Origin of the sequence: Streptococcus sp. FSL L8-0526 (assembly GCF_038007145.1) — a bacterium.
GTDB classification, from domain to species: domain Bacteria; phylum Bacillota; class Bacilli; order Lactobacillales; family Streptococcaceae; genus Streptococcus; species Streptococcus thermophilus.
Window position 1 is genome coordinate 927,321 of record NZ_JBBOWP010000001.1, and the last position, 24,909, is coordinate 952,229.

The following is a 24,909-nucleotide window of genomic DNA, read 5'->3' on the forward strand; positions in this document are numbered from 1 at the left end:
GTAAGACAAAATGAATGAGGAGGTTGTCATGAAGTTTTTACATACGTCAGATTGGCATGTAGGACGAACCCTCAATGGCTGGTCTTTGTTGGAGGAGCAGGAGTGGGCTTTTCAACAAATTGTGGATTTGGCTATTAGCGAAAAAGTGGATGGGGTTATCATTTCTGGGGACCTCTATGACCGTGCGGTGCCCCCTGTGGATGCGATTAAGCTTTTTAATAAGACCTTGGCCCGCTTGGTACTGGAGGAGCAGATTCCTGTCTATGCGATTAGTGGTAATCACGATGGGGCTGAACGTTTACATTTTGGGCGTGACTTCTTTCAACATCAGGGCCTTCATTTAAGTACACGTTTGGAGGAGGCTTTTGAGCCTATTGAGTTGGAGGATTGCCAGATTTTCCTGCTTCCCTTTATCGACCCTATTGATGCCCGTATTTACTATAAGGATGATGAGGAAAAGAAAATTCAGGGGATTGGTGATGCCTTGAACTACATTATTAAGGATATGGAAAAAGCTTTTGATCCTAACAAGGCACATATCTTGGTGACGCATTTTGCGGTTTCTAAGAAGGATGATAGCGATGGTCAAAGTCTTCGAGAACTGATGTTGTCTGAAACTAGCAATACGGTAGGTGGTCTTACCAATGTGACCAGTGACCTTTTCAAGTCTTTCGATTATGTTGCCTTAGGGCATATCCATACGCGTTTTGCCAGTCCTGCCAAGCGCGTGCAATATTCAGGAAGTCCAGTCGCCTTTAATGTCAAAGAAGCCAAGCGTAAGGAAAAAAAGGGTGTCTATATTCTTGAATTGGATGCGTCTGGTGATATGTCTCAGACCTTCCATACTCTAGAGGTTAAACGTCCGATTGTGGTTTTACAGGAATCTTTTGAAACCTTGATGTCACCTAAATTTTATAAGAATCAACCTTGTCAAAAAGCTTGGTTCGCCTTTGATATTCAACTGTCTAGTCGTAAGGAATTAGAGGGTATCAATGTGCGTGCCCGACTGGAAGAGGTTTATGGGACAGACATTGTAGAAATTACTTTCAGTCGTCTGGGTGATGTTAGGGAAGAAAACTTGACCGTTGATCAGCACTTAAAAGATTTGGAATTGCAGTCGCCCCAGGAAATCGTATTTGATTTTTACCAGACAGTAACTGGGGGCGATGTCTTATCAGAGAGACAGACTGCCCTTGTGGAAAGTGTTTTTGAGGAGATTGAGAGGAGTCGACAATGAAACCAGTCCAGTTAGAATTGACCAATTTTGGACCATATCGTAAGGAAGTTATTAATTTCACTCAGTTTGACCATGCTCCCCTCTTTTTAATTTGCGGGGACACGGGAGCTGGTAAGAGTACGCTCTTTGACGCTATGACAGTGGCCTTGTTTGCCACGGCCAGTGGTGATCGTAATGTTGAAGAGATGCGGTCAACCTTTGCTGGTCCAGAGGATGATTTGACCAAGGTGACTTTCTATTTCCAACAAGGGAACCATCTTTATCGCATTGAGCGAGTTCTTCAGCAAGAGAGGGCCAAGAGAGGCGGTGGTACGACCATTCAAAAAGCGACGGCTTCTCTAGTCATTGTGGATAAGATTGGTGGTCAAGAAATTGAAAAGCTTGGGGATAAAATCAAGGAAGTTAGTGACCAGATTGAGCAGATTTTGGGGCTAAATGCCGAGCAATTCAAACAGATTATCCTCTTACCGCAAAATGATTTTAGCCGTTTCTTGAAGGAAGATTCCAAGACTAAGACTCAAATTTTAAAGAAAATCTTTGGGACAGGTATCTTTGACCGTTTTCAAAAGAGCTTGGAAGAGCGTCTTCGTCAGAGCAATAAGAATATGGATAAGCGTCAGGCTCAGCTAGATAGTCACTTTGCCAGTCAGGTTTGGTCTGAGGAAGAATTAGCTGTCTTGGCGTCAACGCCAGCCTCTGAAAAATTGACACGTCTTGAAGAGTTTTTGTCTCAGCGTCAAGAAAGGCTTACGGAGCAAAAAAGCATCTTGAAGGCTGCCCATGAAGATTTGGCAAAACTGCAGAAGAGCTTGCAAACTGCCCAAGATTTGGCAAAGATTTTTCAAGAATTGGAGCAAGCCAAGGAGCGTTACCGTCTGGAAATTGAGGAGGGGGCTCAAGGACAGGCCGAGGCAAAAGTGCATCTGGAGGAATTACAGTTCGCTCAAGGTCTGCAGGAAACCATTCGGACCTTGAAGCAGTATCGGAAACAGTTGATGCAATTAGAGCAGGACCTTGAAATTGCTCAAGAAGCCTTAAGTGAAAAGCAACAGGCGTTTGAGGATGTTAAGGCTAAAAAAGAGGAACTCGCAGTTCAATCTAAGGATTTTCTTCAAAAAGAAGAGGAGCTTGAAACTTGGAAAGAGGATATTATTTATGCCCAGAGTCTTGCCCAAGAACAGGAGAAAATCAAACGTTCAACGACTAACTACAAGCAGTTGAAAAAAACCTATCAGCAGGTTAGGAAAGAGATTGAGATGCTTAACAAGTCCTTGTATGACTTGGAGGCTAATCGTCTTAGTTTAGATAGTTTACATGAGGCTGAAAAACTCCTCCAGATTGTGGGCTACAGTGTGGAGAATCAACTGGCTCAGGACCTGAAAGAAATAGAGGACTTGAATAAGGAGTTGACAAAGACCGAAAAACGTCATCAAACGTTATCTTTTGATATTGATGAAGCTCAAGAAATTCTCAAAGAATTGGAAGAGGAGTTAAGAAGGACTTTGGCTTCACGCCGTCAACTCATGATTGTCCAACTACAGGCAGAGTTAGAGGAGGGGCAGCCTTGTATGGTCTGTGGTGCTCTGGAACACCCTAATGTTGGTGGAGCACAGGCTGATGAAGTGGCCTTGAAAAATCTCATGGATCAGGTAGAGAAGCTTCAAGCTCAAAAAGAAAAGCAAGTCGCTATTTTATCAAATCGTCAGGCTACCTTGAGTGAAGTTGCATCTAAACGTCAGGATTTGCTTGACCAAGTGGCTAAAGTCAAGGTAACTCTTGAAAAGCACTATCAAGAATTAGAAGAGCACGTTAAGGGACGGTTTGATTTTGATTTTTCGGTAGACTATGAAACTGACCGTGGGCAAGCCCTACTCCTGAAGGTTGAGCAGTATTATCAAGAGTTACAAAAACGTTATGATAAGGAAGAGACAGATTATATCCGATATCAAGATGAGCTAGGTAAGGCTCAAGAAAAAGCGACAGATTTGGCTAAAACCTATCAAGAGGCCAAGGCAGTGCTTGACCAAGCTCAAGAACGCCTAGAGGAATTGCAGGAAGCTCATCCAGAACTTGAGTCTGTTGAGGTATATCAAGAACGGATTTCCCTTGCTCATCAGGAGCTGAACCTCTATAATAAGCAAGTCAAGGAAAATAGCGAGGCCTATAACCAACTTTATGCCGACATTAAAGGAATCAAGGGGCAGATTGAGAGTATAACTAAGTCTAAAGATAAGGCAAATCAAGATGTTAAGCGATTATCTGCTGAATTAGAGCAAAGTCTCAAGGCTGAAGGAGCCCTCGCCAATGACTTAGAGCAGGTCGAACTATGGCTTGTTGAGGTAAATAATCAAGCTATTCCTATGCTTCAGGCCAAATTAACGACCTATGAAACGCTCAAACAAGAATTACAGGCGCAGATTCGTAAGGGACAAGAGCTTCTCCAAAATCAAGAACAACCAGATCTCAATAGTCTAGCGCAAGCAGTACAGAATTGTCAGGAAAGCTATGATAAGCAGCTCGCTCAGGTTTCTGTCATGGAGAAGGGGATTAAGGATGCGACGGCTACCTACAAAGCGGCTAAAACCCTTCAAGACAGCAACCAAGAGGCCTTCAAGGCCCACCAAGAGCTCAGTGATTTGGTCAAGGTGGTTAAGGGAGAAAATACAGCTCTAACTGGGCGACTCAATCTTGAAGTCTATGTTATCCGTCAGTATTTCCAACAAATTTTGGATTATGCCAATGCCAACTACATCGGTCTTTTAACGGATAATCGCTATTCCTTTGTTCTGAGGGAAGAAGGACGCAGGGCGCGTGATCACTTTGGTTTGGACATTAACGTCTATGACCAGTTGACAGGTAGCGAGCGTTCCGTCAAATCCTTGTCTGGAGGAGAAACCTTTATCGCCGCACTGGCCATTGCCCTATCCCTCTCAGAAGTTGTCCAAAATACCAGCAAGGGTGCCGTTGTTGAAGCTCTCTTCATCGATGAAGGGTTTGGCTCACTGGATAAGGAAGCCCTGACCAAGGCCATTTCTGTTCTGGAACAAATCGGTGAAAACCGCATGGTCGGTGTCATCAGTCATGTGGATGACATGAAAGAAGGCATCGCCCAACAACTAGCTATCATCAAGTCGCATGATGGCAGTAGCCGTATTAAGATTGTGGATAAAGGGTAGATGGAAACGGTTTATATGATACTCTTTATCAGATAATCGCAGTTGCAGTTCATACCTAAGATGTTCTAATCAGAATGGAAAAAAGTTAGTTGCGTCAACAACTAACTTATGTAGAACTTTTAAAAGGTGATGACTCATATAACATATTTAATCCGTCCTCTTCGTGAAAAAGTGGGGACGGATTTTTGTTATCATATTTGAAGATGTTATGTCAAAAGTTAATCAAGTTATATGAAGCTACCTAATGTCTTGCTAAGTCTTTAATCTTCTAGTTAGGTGAAGTAATTATCAATCTCTTCCTCATTTTTTAGGATTTCCACCTCCTTAATACTACAACTTACTGCTAACTCTATAGATCCTTGAAAAGCGATGCTATAGTCAGAAGAAAATGCCTTTTCTAAAAGTTTATAGTAAGCCTTGATTTCTCTCTGAAGTTGATGGTTATGTAATTCAAATTCATTCTCTAAAAAATAGCCACATTCTTGTATCTCCTTTAAGTAATCTTCTATTAGTAATTTTTCTTTCATTGTGAGATTATCTTTAGAGATTTCATATAGGAAAGTTCCTATAGTATTTCCGATAACCGCTCCTAAAATAGGTATTGGAATTATAGCATGTCCTAGCATTGAGGATAATGCACTAACTGATACTTCAATACATAAGATTTGCGAATTTAGTAAAAATTCTTCTTTTGTGATTAAGTTTTTACGGAATTTGTATGCTTCTTCAGCGATACCAAACGAAGCAGTGCACAATGAACTTGCTACTGCTGCAGGAGTGGCTGTGTAATTTGTTAGGGCATAGATGGTAACACCTCGAGTACTTCCTTTTATAGTTCCAATTCCACTATCTTTAGAGATATCAAGCCAATCATCTTTTGTAAACTCACTAATAGCTTTCCCTAAGCGCTTTTTTTAATGATTCCTGTTATAAAAGCAGTACCCCCTTCTAGAGAAGCTGCTATAGCAGATATATAGGCTCCCTGTTTGAATGAAAGTAGGTTTGCTTTTATTGTATATATCTCTTCAAGTATTAGTATCAATATCCTTTATATTACCTTTGACCTAGTCAAGCATTTTTGTAACACTAGTGTATAAAATTTCTTACGCTGCACGACATCGTGCAGCATAAGGTGTAAGTCCACCGTTTGCACGATGTGGTCTTACGTGATTATATTTCCCATAAACGAATTCATAGAGCTTTTGGTCAAGAATGTCATTTGAATCAAACATGTAGAGATAATAGAATTCGTGTTTGAGCGTATTGTAGAATCTTTCCATAACGGCATTGTCATATGGACAGCCTGCTTTGCTCATACTTTGTTGGACATAGTTTTTATCACAAAATTTATTGAATTCTTTTGCAGTAAATTGACGCCCTTGATCAGAATGCAGGATAATTCCTTTTGCTGGTTTTCGACGTTCTAGTGCGATTTTCAAGGTTTCCTTTGCCAATTCAGTATCGATATGACTGCTGTTTAATGATGCAACCACTTCACGACCGCAAAGGTCTATAATCGTGCAATTGTAACGCATTGTTCCATCTGGACGAGTTAAATATGTAAAATCAGTACACCATATTTTATTGGGTTCTTTTACATCAAATTCCCTATTCAGAAGGTTTGGAAAGATTTTATTGGCAGTTCCTTTTACATAGTTTGGTTTCTTTCGACGTGTGATGGAACGTAAGCCCAATTCATTCATAAAATGATGTATTGTTAGATCTGAACGAATGCTTCCGATACCCTTAAGATAATCGTTCATCATTCGGTATCCAGGAACTCCATTTTCGCGGTGGTAGATTTCAACAATTTTACGTTGAATCTCTGCCTTTTCCTGACGATAAGCATGTTTTTTGTTTTTAAGATAATTATAGTAAGCATTTGGACAGATGTTCATTCTTCTAAGAAGCCATCTGACCCCAAATGTCTGTTGATATTTCTGGATGAACTGGTACTGAGCTAATCGATTTCCTTCGCAAAGAATGCTGCCGCTTTTTTTAAAAAATCATTTTCCTTTTTGAGTTCTTCAATTTCTTTGCGTAGCTTTTTTGCAACTTCGTATGAATCAGATTCTTCCCGTTTTGTTGGGCTGTTATCGCATTCTTTGCGGTATTGCTGTAACCAGTATGTCAGCGTGCCTTGTCCAAGATTATATTCTTCGGTCAGGCTTTTCTTGGTTCGTCCCTCTTCCAGATAGAGGCGAAGAACCTTTTGTTTGAGCTCAGGCTCGTAACGATTGTTTGTCATTGTAACATCTCCTTGGATTATGTATGTATTTTACCAAACTATACACAGGTGTTACAACTTAATTATATCAGGTCAATCCGTCTTGAATGTGCAGTAGAACAATTTTTTGTCGTGTTTCGTCTGGATGGTGTTTCATGTTACGTCTCCTATTCTAATGAATAGTTTAACTTATTAGGTAGGAGTGTTACAAATTTACTATACCAGAATAGCAGGTCTATTTTGTATCGCTTTAGCAGTATAAGAAAGACTGTATTTTTTGATTTGAAATATGGTTAAATTTATTCGATTTTGGAATTTGAAAATATAAGTTTAGGAAGAAAGAGATAGTTTCACATCTGAGCTATCTCTTTTTCTATCCACTTATTTCAATCTTCCTAACTATCAGTTTTTTTCTGAAAATAAAAGGAAATTAGTTTGAAAAAAACTCTCATAAAAAAGCTAATCTATTAGAAAACTAAGTGATACTATGTTATAATTTAACATGGTTAGGTCTCGATAAAATCAAGGAAAAAGTGTATAGAATGTGTTTCCGGCCCTTATATCTTGTGACCGTAAAATACTTATCAGATTCTTAGACTGTTCCTTGCTATCTTATGAAAGTTTGAGACAGGAAAATAAAAAATGTACTAGCTAGAAAAAATAGGAAATAAAAAATGACAGAAAAAATTTCCGTAATTATTCCCGTTTACAATGTAGAAAATCAACTCCAGACCTGTCTAGACAGTGTCTTGAGTCAGACCTATCAAAATCTTGAAATCATCCTTATCAATTATGGATCAACAGACAACAGTGATGCCATTTGCCGTAGATATGCCGCTAAGGATTCTCGCATCCTCTATTTTAAAAAAGATAATGGAGGGCTTTCAGATGCTCGCCATATTGGTATTCGTCAGGCTAAGGGAACTTACGTCACCTATGTGGATGCTGAGGATTGGGTAGAGCCAACCTATCTGGAGGAGCTTTATAAGGCGCTTCAAGCACACAAGGCAGATATTGCAGTAGCTAATTATAGTGTCTATAAGGAATCGGAAGATCTCTTTTATTGTTATATCAAGGATGAAGATTATTACGAACGGGTCTATTCACCCGCTCAGATTATTGATGGACTCTTTGAAGAAACCAATAACATCAATATTGCTCTGATCTCAGCCACTGGGAAACTCTACAAACGTTCCTTGTTTAATGACTTGATTTTCCCAAAAGAACATGCAGGAGAAGATGGCTTTTTCAACCTTAAAGCCTATCTCATGAGTGAGCGTACGGTTTATCTCAACAAGGGACTTTATGTATATCGTGAGAGTCCAGAGATGCCATCAGCGACTTGGATGCAAGACTGGATGATGACCTTGGTTTATGCCATGGAAGAACGCTTGGCTATTGTTGCTAGTCATGGTTTCCCTTTGGAGAAATACATGGTCACCTACCGTCAGATGCTAAAGGCTTGCTTGAAAAATGTGGAGGAGCAAGGTCTCAGGGATTCTGATGCCTACCGCTCCATTCAGGAGAAATTCCAGGTCTTGAGTTTAGCTCCTCAACGTTATGAGACTAAAAAGCGTGCTATTGTTCTTGCGGCTAACTATACTTATGTTGACCAAGTGCTTACGACTATCAAATCCATCGTTTTCCATCATCGTAACATTCGTTTTTACTTGATTAACGATGATTTCTCTCAAGAGTGGTTTAGAGGACTAAACCGTCATTTGGCTGCCTTTGGTAGTGAAGTGATTAACTGTCGTGTGGATAGTAGTCATATCAAGCAATTCAAGACTAATAGCAACTATGCAAGCTATCTTCGCTATTTTGTGGCGGACTTTGTGTCTGAGGAACGAGCTCTTTATTTGGACAGTGACATGGTGGTTACCGGTTCTCTGGAAGACCTCTTTACCCTTGATTTGCAAGGCCGTCCTTTGGCTGCTGTACGTGACTATGCTGTTCAAGGTCAGGATCGTCAGGCAATGTTTGATGCAGGCTTCATGGTGATTGATACGGCTTATTGGAAGCAGTACAACATGAGACGTCACTTAATTGACATGACTAGCGAATGGCATGATAAGGTACCATTTGCGGAGCAGTCAATTCTTAATATGGTTTTTTGTAACAACTGGTTGACGTTGTCTTTTGACAACAACTATGCTGTGACCAAGTCTAGTCTATCTGGTTACCATTTGCCAAATGGTCAAGACTATCCTAAGGTTTTACACTATACTTCACACCGTAAGCCCTGGTTACCTTTGGCTTGCCAAGCTTACCGTGAGGTCTGGTGGTTCTATGCTCAAATGGATTGGTCAGGGGTTGCCGAAAATGCCGCTTTATTGCCACTTTCAGAGGACATGATTTATCCTAAGGGCCGTCCATTTACTTGTTTGGTCTACACCAACATTTCAGAAATCCCTCATTTGACGGATCTTATCTCGGCTCTTCCTAAGGTGCAGTTTAAAATTGCCTCTCGCCAGCATGTGACGGATAAACTAGCCCAATTGATTACCTATCCAAATGTGACGGTTTACTCAGCCATTGCGGGCTTAAATGGGCTAGATTTGGAATTGGTCCGTACTAGTGACTTGCTTCTAGATATCAATCCAGGTAGAAAAGTAGTGGAAATTCTTGATGCCTTTAGGTTTGAAAACAAACCAATCTTAGGATTTGAGGACCTCAAGTCAACCAAACATAATCAGCAAACCTACTCAAGAGATCGTTGGAAGGAGATGGCTGAGACCATTCGCCAGATGCGTAAGAAGAGTCTGTAATCCATTATTTGGATAAGTGGGCTGCAATTTAGTTTATGTCTCATTTCTAACGACATAACATCAGCCTGTCTATAGGGCAGGAAATAGGAGTAACAGTAAAAAAAATAGTCAATCGATAATCACCAAATGTGTGTTATGGACCATCTTTTTCCTCTTTATTTATTGTTTAGGAAATCGCTTGGTTCTACCATTTGTGGATTTGAAAAATGCAAATATCTTTGGGGGATCCATGGGTTCCTTGGGTTTCTCTAGTGCCATGATGGGTGGGAACCTCAGTTCTATGTCTCTTTTTTCAGTAGGCTTGTCACCCTGGATGTCAATGCATTGATGGTTACCTCTATTACTTCAAGGAAGATGGTAGCCAATCTAAGGGGGAAAGTATCGAAAAAATGGCATTAAATATTACTATGAGCCAGAATCAGGTATTCTCGCTAACGGTCGCTACCTCCAAGTAGGTGATGACCAGTGGATGTACTTTAAACAGGACGGTTCACTGGCTATCGGACAAGTTCGTGCTTCTATCTAGACTTCTTTCGAAATAGTCTTGACAGTAGTCTATGAAGAGTGTAGAATCTTTTTCAAAAAAGGATATAGGTATGCTCACCAAGATAGCATTTCTTTCCGAATTTGATGATAGTATAAATCAAATGTTAACCTTGAGAAAAGTAGGACTCATTGAAGAAGCGAATCAGAAGAATTTTATTTATTATCAAGCAGAAGTCGTTTTCCTTCAAGGAAAGTTATACAGCAGCAGTTTATTTCGCTGACAACGAAGTGACTAACCCAGTTGCTGGTGCTGATTTAGTAGCAAAAGGTACGGATGCAGGTGGATGTGTTAATGAGGACATGATGGTGCAGGGTAATCGAGTTTTGCTTGAATCTCGATATGAGTGTCAGTTTCAAAAACAAGTGAAATAACGATATTTTGGTCTTTGATTCCGATTAATTCTGTGGTATTCTTAATAAGTCTCATAAGTTCTTCCGAATGGTAGTTTCGTCGCTTTTCATTATAGTTCTTATGGGACTTTTTGTGTACACTCAAAAAGCTCTATAATCTCTACAGTGGTTTCACCCACTACAGAAATTATAGAGCCATTTTTAGAGTGTTTTTTGTTTATGTGTTAAAAATAATTTTTCCTGTCATATTTATTTGAGGTTGAGTTTTAGGTATTAGAGTAAAGTTAATGAAGTAGAAAAGTGATTTATGAATAATTCGGAGAATTTCTTAATTCCTAAGATAATTCCTTTGAAATTTTACTAAAAATTTTGAAATACAACGATTATAGCTGATAGTATCATAGCTACACCACCGATGTAGGCAATCCACTTTTCAGAATGTTTTCCAAGTACGTTTCCAATATTTGAAGCAAAAAAACTATATAAATAATCGTTGATTAAACCAATAATTAGATAGGTCAAACTTAATATTGTAGTTTGTAATAAAAACGGAGAGTTGTGATTAATGAATTGAGGTAAAAACGAAGCAAAGAAAATAATGTTTTTAGGATTTAAAAATATCAATAAAAATCCATTTTTAAAGGCTTCTCCTTTTTCAGGAGGTACCATTTTTTCAGTTTTATCTTTTACCTTATTAGCATCAAGAAAACTTTTGATTCCTAAATAAATAAGATAAGCGATCCCAAGTAGACGTAAAATTGCATACAAGGTTTCTGAAGTTTTAAGTATAGCTCCAATCCCAATAAAGGAGAGGATTAGACAAACAAGTCCTCCCCAGAAACTTCCCCAAACAATTTCATAAGCAGTTTTTTTCCCATGAGTCATACTAGTAGTTATAAGATAAGTTACTGTTGGTCCAGGAGGGGAAATAAGTAGAATGCAAGCGATAGTGTATGATATCCAAGTAGATAGTGACATATTATTTTTCCTTTATTACTCTGTATTTTATTTCGTTTTTATTTAAGTTCAGCAATGCAACTGGAAGATCGGTATGTACAAACTAATTAGGGGTTAATGCTGGTGTCATATTAGATAAAAAGCTTAAAAGATTATTTTTGCTATTAGATGCGTAGACTGTATAGAAATTTCCAGAATTCCAGTTTATAACAGCATATTTAAAGAAGTCAGCTAAAATGTTTTTAAATGTGTCAATTGTAACAAGACCATTATTCATATCTGTTAATACATTGTTTTTTTTCAATTGAATGTCTTTTTGTGAGAAAAATCTATTTTTAAAAAGTGAGTCTTTGATATGTTCTCGTTTTAGAAATTCCGTAATATCTTTATTGGAAAATTTCTCAATAAAACCAAATATACCATCTTTTTTCAGCTTTTCTTTTGTAAATTTTATTTGTTTAGCTCTATCTGGACTTGTACATCTGAAATGTTGTATCTTCTATTATGACGTCAAAACCATTGAAATTAGGAAATAATTCTCTGATATTTGAGTTGGTTATTTTATTGTAAGGGGATAGGATAAATTTGGAATGTAGTGGCTTACCATATCTAAAAAAATTATCCTGATTAGCTTTTGTTGGGCTACAAGATAAAGTTTTTATCTTACCATTGCTCAAATTTCCAATTGTTCTAGCCATTGTTCCTTCAGCGGCTCCGAGAACATATAAATACTATGTACCATCTCTTTTTTCTAAGTAATCTTTTAATGCTGAGCCAACGCGACATTCTTCTTCTAATATAAAGGGAATACTTGAGTAGAAATGCTTGTCAAATTGTCCTTGTAATTTTCTATGATTTAAATAAAAAGATAATATTTTTTCGTCATTTTTAAATAAATTAATATCACTTAAATAAGTATTGTTTGGCTCTCCCAACTCGCCTAATGCAGTTTTTTCAAAAAAATCTGCAAGTACCCCTGTTCTAGGGGCAGTGGTAATACTATCTTCAATGTTTTTCATAAATTTCCTACTATATGTTATAATTATACACAAAAAATAGTGAATCGCAATCAAAAAAAGATAGAATTTTCGGAAAATTATATAAATATATAGACTATGAAAGAATCTTCTTTTATGAAAAGAATTAATACAAAGAAAAGTGCCGTAATTTCTCTTATCGTACTACTCTGTTTTGGTATAGGGTACTATGTACTTGCAATTTCACCACATCAAAGAGCGGTACAGTCATCTAATGAAGTGATAGCCAAAATTGAAAAAGAAAACCGTAGCTTAGAGGAAACAATAAAAGCGTCTAAGAAACTACTTAGTAGTAAAGATAAACCTTTAGACGAAAATCTGACGGTTAAGTTAAAAAACGAAGTCTCAACTGTTGAAAAGAAGAAACAAGTAATTCCTAAAATCAAAAAGAAAACAAGCGACATCAATAAACAAGTTAAATCACTAAAAAAACCAATCAACTACACAACAGAGATAAAAGAACTTAAAGATAAAAATCAGAAGTATTCAACGAGTGTAAAGCAGTTAAAACAAATTACAAATCCTTCCAATACATTTGTGGAAAGTCGTCTTAAGGAAATTGTTACGATTACTGATGTTCAGTCAGCCACAGAAAATAATGATCCAAACCAAGACTTAAATAAGCAAGGAAGTTATACAGCAGCAGTTTATTTCGCTGACAACGAAGTGACTAATCCAGTTGCTGGTGCTGATTTAGTAGCAAAAGGTACGGATGCAGGTGGGTGTGTTGAAGTCTATAAAACTGCAGAAGATGCCAAAAAAAGAAATGACTATTTAAGTGCTTTCGATGGCCTTCCAACTGTCATCAACCCTGGTTCACACTATGTTTACGGAACGGTTGTTATTCGTGTCGCAGCATCATTAACGGCATCACAACAAAATGCTTTGACGCAAAAAATATATGAGAAGTTAATTGAGATTAAAGATGATAGCACAAGTAAAAACACCTCAAAAATGGAAACCTCATCCTTTACGAAACCATCATCATCTAGTTCAAGCTCTACTCAAGCAACTGTTAGTGAATCAGCTCAGAGTTACACCAAAACGGTAGCTGGAAGTGCCCCAACAACACCTACGCAACAACAAGATTCTGGAGTTCCCGATTCATCACAAGACATGGGGGTAAATCCTGAATTTCATAGCAATATTGATGAAAATGGTTACAACACACTATTGGGTGTTTATGTGCAAGATATGATCGACGAGGCAAATAATTATCATGCTACTACCGATGTAATGATTGAACCATCTTCATCAATGATAACATCGACAATTTCATCATCTTTATCTGCTTCATTCAATGGATTTTCAGCATAATCCTTTGAACTTGTTTCCTTAATAGTTTCTATTTCGTTTTTTTCTTCTACCTTTAGTTCCTTATGTGTTTTATATTTATTCCAACCCCACTTACCTAAAGATACAATCACACCCCCAAAGGATTGGCTAAAGGCCAATATTTCTAAGAAGTAGATTTGAATGGTAACACGACAGGCAAAGAAGGACAAGCCCTTCTAGACCAACTTCGTGCCAATGGCACTCACACTTACCAAGCTACTGTCAAAGTGTATGGTTCTAAAGATAGCAAACCAGACTTGAGCAATCTAGTTGCTACTCATCAAGTAACGATTCGACTTCATGGATCAGAAATGATGTCCAGAACTCCTCAAGGAGATCAGATATCTATGTCTTCTTCTACGTCAGACTCAATGAACAAAATTAAATATATGACGAAAGAAGCCCATGTTTCAGAGATGAGAATGGCTGATTCCACAGATAATTCCATGGCTAGGACTAAGAAAAATGATGGGCAACCTATACTACCAAATACTGGGAAAGCTCAAACGGCTACAGCTGGCCTTGGTATGTTTGGTCTAGCCTTGGCAGGTCTTGTTGGACTTTTAGGTTTGACAACCAAACGAGAAGATTAAGATTCAAATCATTTAAATATTAGAATAAATAGTGTTATACTGATCATGTATAACACTATTTTTATCAAAGGAGCGTCAGATGAAAAAGACAATTTTGCTGGTTGATGATGAGATAGATATTCAAAACCGCTATTTTTTACAGGCAGGATACGATGTTTTAGTTGCTCATGATTGCAAGGAGGGATTAGAACTTTTCAGAAAAAAATCTATTGACCTCATCATCACAGATATCATGATGCCCAATATGAACGGTTATGATTTTATCAGTGAGGTTCAATATATTGTTCCTAATCAACCCTTTCTCTTTACAACTGCTAAAACAAGCGAGCAGGATAAGATTTATGGATTAAGTTTGGGGGGATATGATTTCATAGACAAACCGTTTAGCCTGCGCGAATTGGTTTTAAGAGTGAATAATATCTTACGTCGCCTTAGCCGTTGAAGTGAGACAGAGCGGATCGATCTTGGTGACTTAGTAATCTACCATGTGACTCATGAGGTTCACATAGGGGACCAATCTTTGGAATTGACAGTGAAATCCTTTGAACTTCTATGGATATTGGCTAGCAATCCTGAGAGAGCCTTTTCAAAGACGGAACTTTATGAGAAAGTATGGCAAGAGGAATATGTGGATGATAGCAATACACTCAATGTTCATATCCATGCTTTGAGGCAAGAGTTGACCAAGTATACAAATTCAAATACTCCTGCTATCAAAACTGTTTGGGGTTTGGGCTATAAGATGGGAAGACCAAGAGATTGAAAATGAAATTAAAAAACTATAATCAAATAGACATGGGAGAGACCAAAAATATAGGCTAAGTAAACCAACCGATGAAGCCAACGCCAAGTCTCGTATTTGAGACTTTTACCAAGAAAGGCCAGAACTACAATGGCCAAGAAAGTATGAATGTCAAGGTTTCCTAGCTGACCAGCTAGACGGGACCCCTATAGACTCCCCATACCGATGTTGTGGAAGACAAGGAGAATAACTGATAAGATGGCAAGAAATTTGTGGATAGCGTACATTCTCTCAATTCCGTTAAAGAGTTTTTCTAAAAGTCGTGATCGTGTTGCCAACATAAAAGTCCATGATAAGGTTGTTAAAGCTAGACCGGGAGTGATGAAGTTTGTCATGGCGGTTGCTAACCAGACGTAGACCGTAAGAACAATGCTTACGGTGAGTAGGAGAATTCCTTTATATGATTTCATGTAACCTTTTTTCTATATTTACATTATTACCAACTAGTTGTAAACGACGTTGTTACATTATATCTTAGAACGGATTTCCTGTCAAAAATAATTGATTTTTTGAAGGAAAAGTGGATAGTGATATAGTAATCAAGATATCCAATACTTTTTGAAGAGGCACAAAATTGTAAAGGAACCTTGATTTAATAGTCGATTATCTTGTGAAAGCTTTTCGAAAAAGTGTATACTATAAGTAGAAGGTAGGAAAAGGAGATGCTTAGTGGCTAGTATTACAATAGAAGCTAGTAAGGTGGCTAGAAAGAGTCCCATTCGAGTAGACACTAGTCTTGTCGGGGCGGTTTCTGGTGTGGAAGCAGTGACTGTTTCCCTACCATCATCAAAAGCTCGATTGAGTGTTGGTAAATTGGGTTACAAGTCCAATACTATTACTGTGGAGGATGGACAAACCGTTCGGGTTACTAGCAATTTTCTAAATCATTTGATAGCGATAGCTCTATTGCTTCTCTACCTTTTTGGAGGTTGTTACCTACCACTTGTTGCTGTTCTATCTACTATAGTTTTGCTTTTTAGCTTACCTTTTCTCAAGTTAGAAATCGTAGGCTGATTAGAATCGGGAGTGGCTTAGCCCTCTGTTTGATACCTTTAACTCATTTTTTCATAATAATGCTAGGCCACCCCTTTTTATTAGGAACGGGTTGAGACGAAAAATTAGTTATCAAAAAGGGAACTCGATAGAGTTTCCCTTTTTTCTTTATCAAGCTAAAGTCATTTTTAAAAGACCCTAGTTATTAAAACTGAGGTCTTTGATGTTTATAGTCAGTTATCACTTACGGTACAATTTGTCGTATTGATAGTAAGGATCGAATGTGACATTGATACCAAGCTTACGAAGAACATTTTTATCTTCATCAGTAAGGATTATAGTTGAGTGAGCTTCAGACCCCTTGAGGTTACTAAGTTCCTCCATGGCACGCGCCGCATCCGCATTGTTGGCAGCAGTAATGGCCAAGGCGATGAGGATTTCGTTGGAATGTAGCTGAGGATTTCGACTACCCAGATGGTCAATTTTCAGACCTTGGATAGGTTTAACTACCTCAGGCTCGATAAGTTTAGTATCCTTATCAATACCTGCAGAAGTCTTGATAGCATTAATCAAAGCTGCAGCTGTTGGACCAAAGAGTTCCGAATTTTTACCGGTGACGATTTGACCATTCGGCAACTCAAGCGCAAGGGCAGGACCACCTGTTTCTTCAGCCTTAGCACGCGCTGCAACGACCACTTGGCGATCTTCAGGAGTAATACCAAGATCATTCATGAGCAACTCAATCTTCTTGACAGCAGACTCAGGGACACGTTCATTTTTGAAATCAAGCACGGTTTGATAGTAGCGACGGATGATTTCTTGTTTTGAAGCTTCTTTTGCTGCCTGATCATCTGTAATGGCAAAACCAACCATGTTCACACCCATATCTGTAGGTGAAGCGTAAGGTGACTCACCAAGAATACGTTCAAGCATACGTTTAAGGACTGGGAAAATCTCAATGTCACGGTTGTAGTTTACGGTCGTTTTTTCATACGTTTTCAAGTGGAAGGGATCAATCATATTGACATCATCAAGGTCGGCAGTAGCAGCTTCATAGGCTAAGTTGACTGGGTGATAAAGCGGCAAATTCCAAACTGGGAAGGTTTCAAATTTTGCATAACCTGATTTGATACCATTGATTTGGTCGTGGTACATGTTAGACAAACATGTTGCTAATTTACCAGAACCAGGACCAGGTGCGGTAACGACAATCAGGTTACGGCTAGTCTTGATATAGTCGTTTTTTCCCATACCTTCAGGAGAAATGATATGGTTGATATCCGTTGGATAGCCCTTGATAGGGTAGTGGATGTAAGACGTGATGCCATTTTTTTCCAGTTGGTTATGGAAGGCGTCAGCCGCAGGTTGACCTGAATACTGCGTAATAACAACAGAACCTACATAGATATTGAGCTCGTTGAATTTATCAATCAGACGAAGGACCTCTTGATCGTAAGAAATTCCAAGGTCACCACGAGCCTTAGAGTGCTCAATATTGTTAGCATTGATGGCGATAACCACTTCGACTTGCTCTTTAAGCTCTTGAAGGAGCTTGATTTTATTGTCAGGTTCATAACCAGGAAGGACACGGGCAGCGTGGAAATCTTCCAACATCTTTCCACCAAACTCCAAGTAGAGCTTACCGTCAAACTGGTTAATACGCTCTAAAATATGGTCGCGTTGTAGATTTAAATACTGTTCAGAACTAAAAGCTTGTTTCTTCATAAATAAAAATACCTCTGAGAAAAATTATATCAAATGCCGAAGGTAAATGCTATTAGCGAAGGACGATTTATTGGAGAAAAAGAGGTGAAAGTCAATCATGAAACGTATTTTTTATGATAGTCCTTTAGAGTTATTATTTAATTTGGGTTCTCATCTCAGCAGTTAGATTTCTAGATAACAATCGCTTTAGAATATTTAATTTCATAAAGTAAAAATGCTTGCCAACTAACTGTTGGCGACCATTTTTACTGTTTAGCAATAATGTAGTTACCGTTTTCGATTAAATACTGAAAATGCTATAATTATGGTAATTGCAACGTTTTAAAGGGAGATTTTAAGTGAATGAAAAAATAATTAAGTCAAAACAAAGGGTACAGAAACATGGAGAGGTATTTACACCGTCGTGGATGGTACAAAAAATGTTAGATACCCCAGGAATTAAGGAAGCAACTGAGGATATCTATAAAACCTTCCTAGAGCCGTCTGCTGGGGATGGGAATTTTCTGGAAGCTATTCTAGAGAGAAAACTTTCAGCTGTGACTAAAAATTATGATAAAAGGAATTGGAAAACAAAGTCCCTATTTGCCTTATCTTCAATATATGGTATCGAGTTTCTAGAAGATAACCTTGAAGTGGCTCGCTCTCGAATGTTTTTACATTATTTGGATTGGTATGAAGACTCTTTTGGCGTGAGATTGAGTAGTAAGACTGATATCTATAAATCTGCTCATTATCTAATCAAAAAGAATGTTGTAAGAGGAAATACTTTGACAAAGCGTCACCCTGATTCAAATGAACTTATTATGTTTAGCGAGTGGAAGCGAGTAAAAGGACACCCGAGTCTTGTTGAAGAAAAGCGATTTGCTTTTGCCGAACTTTTTGGTGAAAATATTGATGGTGAGGAAAGAGTGGCTGAGGGACAATTAAGCCTCTTTGAAGAGTTCGATGAAGATTTGAACATTGGTAAAATAGGGCAAGTAGCCATTCAGAAGGTGTTTACATTAGGAGAATAAGGAATTATGGCATCAAATTTTGATTTTTTTAAAAGTAGACTTAGATACAGCAGAACTTTTTTCAACTGCTAATATGGCGGAAAACAACTACACTCAAAAGGACTATGAGGGTGTGTTGACTAAAGTTCGAAAGGTTGCAGAAAATACAGCAGTTTTATTTGCTGATCGTGCATTCATTGAATTACCGTCACATTCTACTCTTCATGATAAATTACAAATCATCAAACATCATATTAATAACAAAGACATCGTAGATGCATTTTTTGAGATTAAAGAGCATGGAAATAGCTCAGCTCATAAACTAAATCCTAAAGATGCAACAAAAGAGAATGCATTAAAATCATTGAAGCAAGTTTATATGATTTTAGTTTGGTTTGTTACTGAGTATGTTGATGATCAAATTAAGGTCTCTTTGTATGAGAATTTCTTAGAACCTAAAGCTCAAGAGCGTTATACAACTGCAGAACGTAAGTTTATTTATGTACAGACTGTGAATAATGAAAGTGGGAAATTTGCTGCTTTTGAAGGGGCTCAAAAAATCGGAGAAGGTACAGTAGCCTCAGACGATATTGAAGCAGACTGGACACCTAATAGTGATTTTTTACGTAGTGTTGCACCTAAGCGTATTAAACAATATATGACAACTTCTGGCCTTCCTTTTGAGCTTGGATGGGTTGAACTAGCATATAAAAAATCAACAAAATCGTGGTTCCATGACCATGAAGTTCATGAAGTCTTGAGACGTTCAGGTATTAGTCATCCAAAGCATTTAGAAGGAAATGAGTGGTTTGAAACTGATTTAGAGACAGCTAAGGAAGCTATTAAAGCAGTCAAAGATGGGCGATCATTTATCAGTGAAACTCAAGCTGCATACAAAGCCGAAAAAGTTAAAATTACACTACGTCCTGAACAGGATGCTGCGGTTAAACAGACACAAAAGACTTATAAGAAAAAAAACCGTATGCTTTGGAATGCCAAAATGCGTTTTGGTAAAACTTTAACCTCATTGGAGCTTATTAAACAAGAAGGCTTTCAACGTGTTTTAATCATGACACATAGACCAGTAGTCCGTGATTCATGGTTTGAAGACTACAAAAAAATGGAAATGGCAGAAGCGGGGTATTTGTATAGATCAGTTGATAAAGGAGAGAAACTAACTACCCTAAAATCTGGTGATAAACCATTTATTTATTTCACATCTATTCAGTATTTACGTTATAATGGCGCTCAAGCCAATCTCCCTTTGTTTTCGGATATAGACTGGGATTTAGTCATCATCGATGAAGCACATGAGGGAACACAGACTGAACTTAGTGATACTGTCATGAAATCTTTGGTAAAAGACGGTCATACCAAGATTCTAGAATTGTCTGGTACACCATTTAATCTGCTTGATCAGTTCGAACCTGAACAAGTCTACACTTGGGACTATGTGATGGAGCAACAAGCTAAACTGAAATGGGATTTGGAAAATCCTGAACAACCTAACCCTTATGAGCAACTTCCAGAGGTACTAATGTATACTTTTGAGATGAAACATAAGGAAAAATTTACCGATGAAAATAAGTCCTTCAATTTCCGCGAATTTTTCAGAGTAGATGATAAGGGTGAATTAGTTTATAAAGCAGATGTCCGACGTTTTTTGGATAATATCACTAACCCTGATAGTGAAACTAATTATCCATTTTCAACAAGAGAATATCGTGATGAACTCCGTCATACTCTTTGGATCATGCCGGGAGTTAGAGAAGCCAATGCTTTTGAAAAGCTATTAAAAGAACACCCAGTGTTTGGGCTGGACTATAAGATTGTTAATGTAGTACGAAACGATAAGAGTGATAATATCTTAGATACTTCAGGAGATGATCTTTCAAAGGTACGTCAAGCGATTACGGATGATCCTTCACAAACAAAAACAATCACTTTAACTGTCCGTAGGTTGACAACAGGTGTTAATGTCCCTGAATGGACAGCGGTGATGTTCCTTTCAAATACAAGTAGCTCAACGAATTACTTGCAAGCTGCATTTCGTGCTCAAACGCCGTTCTCTCATGAAAAACTTGGGATGAAGAAACGTTGTTATATTTTTGATTTTGCTCCAGATCGTGCTTTAACAGTAATGGCTGAGACAGCCCAAATAAACTCTGGTGTTGGAAAGAAAAATACCCATCAGCAAAAACAGGCTATGGCAAACTTGCTTAACTTTCTGCCTATCTTAGGTAAAAGTGATAATGGCATGGAACCATTTAATGTTGACCGTATGTTGACTCAAATCAAAAAAGTATATGCTGACAAAGCAGTACGTTCAGGTTTTGAAGATGATAGTCTCTACAATGATAATCTCTTAACACTAACTTCTGATGATGCAGAACTTTTCAATAAACTAAATGCTATCGTTGGTAAGACGCAAAAACAAAAAACGCCTACCAAAGTGACAATAAACGTTAGTGATTTGACTGATGAAGAATATGACCAGGCAGAAAAAGCTAAGAAAAAGAGGCCTCATGAGCGCAGTCAAGAGGAAAAAGAAGCAATGGAGAAACTCAAAGAGGCTCGCAAACAACAAAAAACGATGATTTCTATCTTACGTGGGGTTTCTATCCGTATTCCAATGATGATCTACGGAATGGGTGTTGATTTAAGTAAAGATATCACTATCGAAGACTTTATCAAGGAAGTCGATGATGAATCTTGGAAAGAATTTATGCCTTCTGGATTCACTAAAGGCATGTTTAAAGAAATAACCAAATATTATGATGCAGAGGTCTTTATTGAAGCAGGTCGAATCATTCGTCAACGAGCTAAATCTTTTGATAGTCTTGATTTTATTGAACGTGCAGAAGAAGTCGCAACTTTATTTGGTAGCTTTAAAAACCCAGATAAGGAGACTGTTTTGACACCATGGCGCGTGGTTAATATGCAAATTGCAAAAGGTATTGGTGGACTTAATCTCTATGATGATAATTTTGAGTCAATGACAGATGGTGCTACACCAAATCTCCATTGGGTAGATACTGATGTTACAGATAGTGTCTACCATCCAGAGACTAAAATCATTGATATCAATGCTAAGACAGGGCTTTATCCTTTACATGCTGCAATGAGTATCTATTATCAATATGTGCAAAATAATGATGATAATCGATTTGATGCCGAAAGTGTCTATCGTGGAATATTAGAAAATAATATCTATGCCATTGCAAAAACACCAATGGCTAAGACCATTACAGAAAGAACTTTAAAAGGCTATAAGAAATATAAGACTAATGTAGCCTATATCGAAAACTTCTCAGATATATTGAAATCAAGTATAGAAGAAGGGAAAAAACAAGTAGAGGAGGCCTTTGATAAAGTGAAATTTGATGTTGTGATTGGGAATCCACCGTATCAAGAGTCTTTAAAGGGAACTAGTGATCGTCCAATTTATAATTATTTCATGGATTTATCTTATGAGATAGCAGATAAATCTATTCTTATTACACCTGCTCGTTTCTTATTTAATGCAGGCAAAACACCTAAAGCATGGAATAGAAAAATGTTAGCAGATGAGCATTTGAAAGTAGTTTACTATGAACAAGATTCTTCGCAAGTATTTCCTAATACAGATATAAAAGGTGGTATAGTAATAACTTATCATGACTGTAAGAAATATTTTGGTGCTATAGAGGTATTTACTGCTCATGAAAAATTAAATCAAATACTTCAGAAAGTTGTAATGAAACCTGACTTTGAAAGTCTTAGTAAAATAATTTACTCGTCAGACAGTTATAGACTGACTGAAAAAATGCATAAAGATGTTCCAACTGCAAAAGGTCGTTTGAGCAATGGACATGAATTTGATGTTACAACGAATATTTTTGAGAAATTGCCTGATGTTTTTATTAATAACAATGACAGTCAGGTAGGAGACTTTGTTAGAATTATTGGACGAGAAAATAATGATAGAGTTTATAAATGGGTTGACAGGAGATATATAAATGGTCCTTTTAACTTTAAAAATTATAAAGTTATTTTGCCTAAGTCTAATGGTAGTGGAATCTTAGGAGAGGCATTGTCATCACCTATAATTGGTGCCCCTTTTACAGGACATACTCAGACCTTCCTATCCATAGGTTCTTTTGATGCTAAGTCAGAGGCAGAAGCATGCATTAAGTATATAAAGACTAAGTTTGCAAGGACTTTACTTGGTATCTTAAAAATTACTCAGCACAACCCGGCTGAAAAATGGAATTATGTTCCACTTCAGAATTTTTCGGATAATTCAGACATTGATTGGTCAAAATCTATATCTGAGATAGATTATCAATTGTATAAAAAGTATGGGTTGAGTGATGAAGAAATTGCTTTCATCGAAGAGAAAGTTAAAGAAATGGAGTAAGGATGGATATTTCTGCCGTTTATCGTATGGAGTTAATTGAGAGATTAGATAAAACGATTTGGTCAAAATATAGTAGCTACAAAAAGGTTGAGCAATATGTGAAATTAAACCAAACTTTATATGATAATTTTGGAAATGCAAACTTTGATATTGTTTACGTGAACGACAAGATTCAATTATTTGATACGTTAGGAAATATTGCTCAAAATGAACCTGAAGTGTTAATCAAAATGGCTATTGATCTGGGGATTGAAACTCCTGACTTTATACCATCTATACCAACTTTTCGAAATAAATTAAAGGATGACTATAAAAATGCTTCAACTAGTTTTGAAAAAGCATTTCAGAACATTGAGAAAAATCCAGCTGATGCCGTTGGGAATGCAAATTCAGTTTTAGAAAGTATTATTAAAGAGATTTTATCAGATAGCCGATTTGCTCATATATCTGTTTCTAATGCTAATAGTAAGAAGTTAGTTCAAGAAATATTAAAAGTATTTCAACTTAATCCAGATAGCCCTGAATTACCAAACCAAATGAAATCTATTTCATCCTCATTCGTAACAGTTGCAAAAGCAATAGAGGATTTAAGGAGTGATAATACTCTTTTTCATGGTCAGGATTCTGAAAAATACTTGATTTCAGAACCCTTATATGCCTATTTTGTAGTTAATGCATGTGCGACCGTTGGACTATTTTTAATTGATTTCTATGAGAAAAAATTTCCAAAAGTGCAAATGTTGAATGAAGATATTTTAGATGAAGAATTACCATTTTAGATGGTTTAATATTAGATTCTGAAAGGAAAAGAAATGTTACTTTTCTCTACAATTTTAAATATTGACAAGTCATTAACCAAAGATGACTTCTTAAATTTAGTCATTGAATGGAATCAAAAGAGTCCACACGATTATAATGTGATTCCTGATTTAATTTGAGTTCTCATCTCAGCAGTTAGATTTCTAGATAACAATCACTTTAGAATATTTAATTTCATAATTGAAATGTTTTAAACAAATAAAGAAAACGCTTGCATAAATTCTAGAAAAACGTAAAATAGAACTATCAGAACGGTGAAAGTAAGCTTATGATGGAAACTATCATGAAGTGGTCAGACCAAGCCTACGGCATCAAGTATGTTCCTCTTCGTTACTTTAATGTGGCGGGTGCCAAACCTGATGGTTCGATTGGTGAGGATCATGGTCCTGAAACCCACCTCTTGCCAATTATTCTCCAAGTGGCTCAAGGTGTTCGTGAGAAAATCATGATTTTTGGAGATGACTACAATACTCCAGATGGTACCAATGTTCGTGACTATGTACATCCATTCGACTTAGCGGATGCCCACCTCTTAGCAGTGGAGTATCTCCGTAAGGGCAATGAGTCAACAGCCTTCAACTTAGGCTCTTCAACAGGATTCTCAAATCTTCAAATCCTTGAAGCAGCTCGTAAGGTTACTGGTAAAGAAATTCCAGCTGAGAAAGCAGGTCGTCGTCCTGGTGATCCAGATACATTGATTGCATCCTCTGAAAAGGCTCGTACAGTCCTAGGTTGGAAACCACAATTTGACAATATCGAAAAAATCATCGAAAGTGCCTGGGCATGGCATTCAAGCCATCCAAAAGGTTATGACGATAGAGATTAATCATAAGGAATAGGAGCACCACCTGGTAGAAAACTACAATTTGGAGTTTTTCCTATAGTTCATAGTAAATCTTTGCATTTTTATCTGATATCTTTTAAGATAATTCTATTACAACTTGAAAAGGAG

At 37.4% G+C, this 24,909-nt stretch carries 13 protein-coding genes and 6 pseudogenes; 12 read left to right on the top strand and 7 right to left on the bottom strand.

The window, feature by feature from the left end:
* Nucleotides 1-28 precede the first annotated feature (28 nt).
* Both NSQ85_RS04900 and NSQ85_RS04905 read left to right on the top strand, forming a co-directional pair.
* Nucleotides 29-1,237, top strand: coding sequence for a metallophosphoesterase family protein (locus tag NSQ85_RS04900; RefSeq protein WP_179973860.1), 1,209 nt, complete (start codon nt 29-31; stop codon nt 1,235-1,237).
* Complete coding sequence (locus NSQ85_RS04905; protein WP_340781293.1) at nt 1,234-4,413, top strand: SMC family ATPase; 3,180 nt, start codon at nt 1,234-1,236, stop codon at nt 4,411-4,413. The genes NSQ85_RS04900 and NSQ85_RS04905 overlap by 4 nt, the downstream gene beginning before the upstream one ends.
* A 272-nt stretch (nt 4,414-4,685) precedes the next feature.
* Here NSQ85_RS04905 and NSQ85_RS04910 read toward each other — a convergent pair whose 3' ends face one another.
* Both NSQ85_RS04910 and NSQ85_RS04915 read right to left on the bottom strand, forming a co-directional pair.
* Nucleotides 4,686-5,168, bottom strand: a complete 483-nt coding sequence (locus tag NSQ85_RS04910) for a hypothetical protein (RefSeq protein ID WP_232086263.1) — start codon at nt 5,166-5,168, stop codon at nt 4,686-4,688.
* A 348-nt stretch (nt 5,169-5,516) separates the two neighbouring features.
* Nucleotides 5,517-6,661, bottom strand: a protein-coding gene (locus tag NSQ85_RS04915) for an IS3 family transposase (protein WP_179970608.1) whose coding sequence is annotated in 2 segments (ribosomal slippage) — nt 5,517-6,400 and nt 6,400-6,661 — 1,146 coding nt in all. Because the reading frame shifts where the segments join, the coding sequence is not laid out codon by codon here.
* A gap of 653 nt (nt 6,662-7,314) precedes the next feature.
* Here NSQ85_RS04915 and NSQ85_RS04920 point away from each other — a divergent pair.
* Together NSQ85_RS04920 and NSQ85_RS04925 are read left to right on the top strand one after the other, a co-directional pair.
* On the top strand, nt 7,315-9,408 hold the full coding sequence (locus NSQ85_RS04920; RefSeq protein WP_179973858.1) for a glycosyltransferase: 2,094 nt from the start codon (nt 7,315-7,317) through the stop codon (nt 9,406-9,408).
* A gap of 115 nt (nt 9,409-9,523) precedes the next feature.
* Nucleotides 9,524-9,727: pseudogene (locus NSQ85_RS04925) on the top strand (accessory Sec system protein translocase subunit SecY2); the annotation flags it as partial.
* 519 nt (nt 9,728-10,246) lie between these two features.
* Here the strand turns inward: NSQ85_RS04925 and NSQ85_RS04930 are convergent.
* The 3 genes and pseudogenes from NSQ85_RS04930 to NSQ85_RS04940 form a co-directional block, all read right to left on the bottom strand.
* Nucleotides 10,247-10,381, bottom strand: a pseudogene (locus NSQ85_RS04930) (ISL3 family transposase); the annotation flags it as partial.
* Nucleotides 10,382-10,665: 284 nt separating this feature from the next.
* Nucleotides 10,666-11,283, bottom strand: coding sequence for a LysE family translocator (locus NSQ85_RS04935; protein ID WP_179973857.1), 618 nt, complete (start codon nt 11,281-11,283; stop codon nt 10,666-10,668).
* Nucleotides 11,284-11,993: 710 nt separating this feature from the next.
* Entirely contained in the window at nt 11,994-12,281 is a 288-nt protein-coding gene (locus tag NSQ85_RS04940; protein ID WP_100273167.1) for a hypothetical protein, read from the bottom strand.
* 237 nt (nt 12,282-12,518) lie between these two features.
* Here NSQ85_RS04940 and NSQ85_RS04945 point away from each other — a divergent pair, with 237 nt between their 5' ends.
* The 3 genes and pseudogenes from NSQ85_RS04945 to NSQ85_RS04955 all read left to right on the top strand — a co-directional run bounded on the left by NSQ85_RS04945 (nt 12,519) and on the right by NSQ85_RS04955 (nt 14,990).
* Nucleotides 12,519-13,616: a hypothetical protein gene (locus NSQ85_RS04945; protein WP_179974537.1), complete on the top strand. Its 1,098-nt coding sequence runs from the start codon at nt 12,519-12,521 to the stop codon at nt 13,614-13,616.
* A gap of 116 nt (nt 13,617-13,732) precedes the next feature.
* Nucleotides 13,733-14,227 (top strand): annotated as a pseudogene (locus NSQ85_RS04950) (SSURE domain-containing protein); the annotation flags it as partial.
* Between the two features lie 79 nt (nt 14,228-14,306).
* Nucleotides 14,307-14,990 (top strand): annotated as a pseudogene (locus tag NSQ85_RS04955) (response regulator transcription factor).
* Nucleotides 14,991-15,175: 185 nt separating this feature from the next.
* Here the strand turns inward: NSQ85_RS04955 and NSQ85_RS04960 are convergent.
* Nucleotides 15,176-15,439, bottom strand: coding sequence for a hypothetical protein (locus NSQ85_RS04960; protein WP_134973329.1), 264 nt, complete (start codon nt 15,437-15,439; stop codon nt 15,176-15,178).
* 259 nt (nt 15,440-15,698) lie between these two features.
* Here NSQ85_RS04960 and NSQ85_RS04965 point away from each other — a divergent pair, with 259 nt between their 5' ends.
* Nucleotides 15,699-16,043, top strand: coding sequence for a hypothetical protein (locus NSQ85_RS04965; RefSeq protein WP_179973856.1), 345 nt, complete (start codon nt 15,699-15,701; stop codon nt 16,041-16,043).
* A gap of 219 nt (nt 16,044-16,262) precedes the next feature.
* Here the strand turns inward: NSQ85_RS04965 and NSQ85_RS04970 are convergent, their stop codons facing one another.
* Nucleotides 16,263-17,747 carry a DUF1846 domain-containing protein gene (locus NSQ85_RS04970; protein ID WP_179972051.1) on the bottom strand — a complete coding sequence of 495 codons (1,485 nt, stop codon included), beginning with the start codon at nt 17,745-17,747 and terminating at the stop codon, nt 16,263-16,265.
* 338 nt (nt 17,748-18,085) lie between these two features.
* Here NSQ85_RS04970 and NSQ85_RS04975 point away from each other — a divergent pair, with 338 nt between their 5' ends.
* The 4 genes and pseudogenes from NSQ85_RS04975 to NSQ85_RS04990 form a co-directional block, all read left to right on the top strand.
* Nucleotides 18,086-18,760, top strand: coding sequence for a hypothetical protein (locus NSQ85_RS04975; protein ID WP_011681365.1), 675 nt, complete (start codon nt 18,086-18,088; stop codon nt 18,758-18,760).
* 6 nt (nt 18,761-18,766) lie between these two features.
* Nucleotides 18,767-23,138 (top strand): annotated as a pseudogene (locus NSQ85_RS04980) (Eco57I restriction-modification methylase domain-containing protein).
* Between the two features lie 2 nt (nt 23,139-23,140).
* On the top strand, nt 23,141-23,917 hold the full coding sequence (locus tag NSQ85_RS04985; protein ID WP_100273162.1) for an abortive infection family protein: 777 nt from the start codon (nt 23,141-23,143) through the stop codon (nt 23,915-23,917).
* A gap of 293 nt (nt 23,918-24,210) precedes the next feature.
* Nucleotides 24,211-24,783: pseudogene (locus NSQ85_RS04990) on the top strand (NAD-dependent epimerase/dehydratase family protein); the annotation flags it as partial.
* Nucleotides 24,784-24,909 lie beyond the last annotated feature (126 nt).

Excerpts from the sequence above, each read along its gene's own strand:
- NSQ85_RS04970 (WP_179972051.1), bottom strand. The coding sequence starts at position 17,747 with ATGAAGAAACAAGCTTTTAGTTCTGAACAGTATTTAAATCTACAACGC.
- NSQ85_RS04985 (WP_100273162.1), top strand. The coding sequence starts at position 23,141 with ATGGATATTTCTGCCGTTTATCGTATGGAGTTAATTGAGAGATTAGAT.
- NSQ85_RS04900 (WP_179973860.1), top strand. The coding sequence starts at position 29 with ATGAAGTTTTTACATACGTCAGATTGGCATGTAGGACGAACCCTCAAT.
- NSQ85_RS04960 (WP_134973329.1), bottom strand. The coding sequence starts at position 15,439 with ATGAAATCATATAAAGGAATTCTCCTACTCACCGTAAGCATTGTTCTT.
- NSQ85_RS04905 (WP_340781293.1), top strand. The coding sequence starts at position 1,234 with ATGAAACCAGTCCAGTTAGAATTGACCAATTTTGGACCATATCGTAAG.
- NSQ85_RS04940 (WP_100273167.1), bottom strand. The coding sequence starts at position 12,281 with ATGAAAAACATTGAAGATAGTATTACCACTGCCCCTAGAACAGGGGTA.
- NSQ85_RS04935 (WP_179973857.1), bottom strand. The coding sequence starts at position 11,283 with ATGTCACTATCTACTTGGATATCATACACTATCGCTTGCATTCTACTT.
- NSQ85_RS04920 (WP_179973858.1), top strand. The coding sequence starts at position 7,315 with ATGACAGAAAAAATTTCCGTAATTATTCCCGTTTACAATGTAGAAAAT.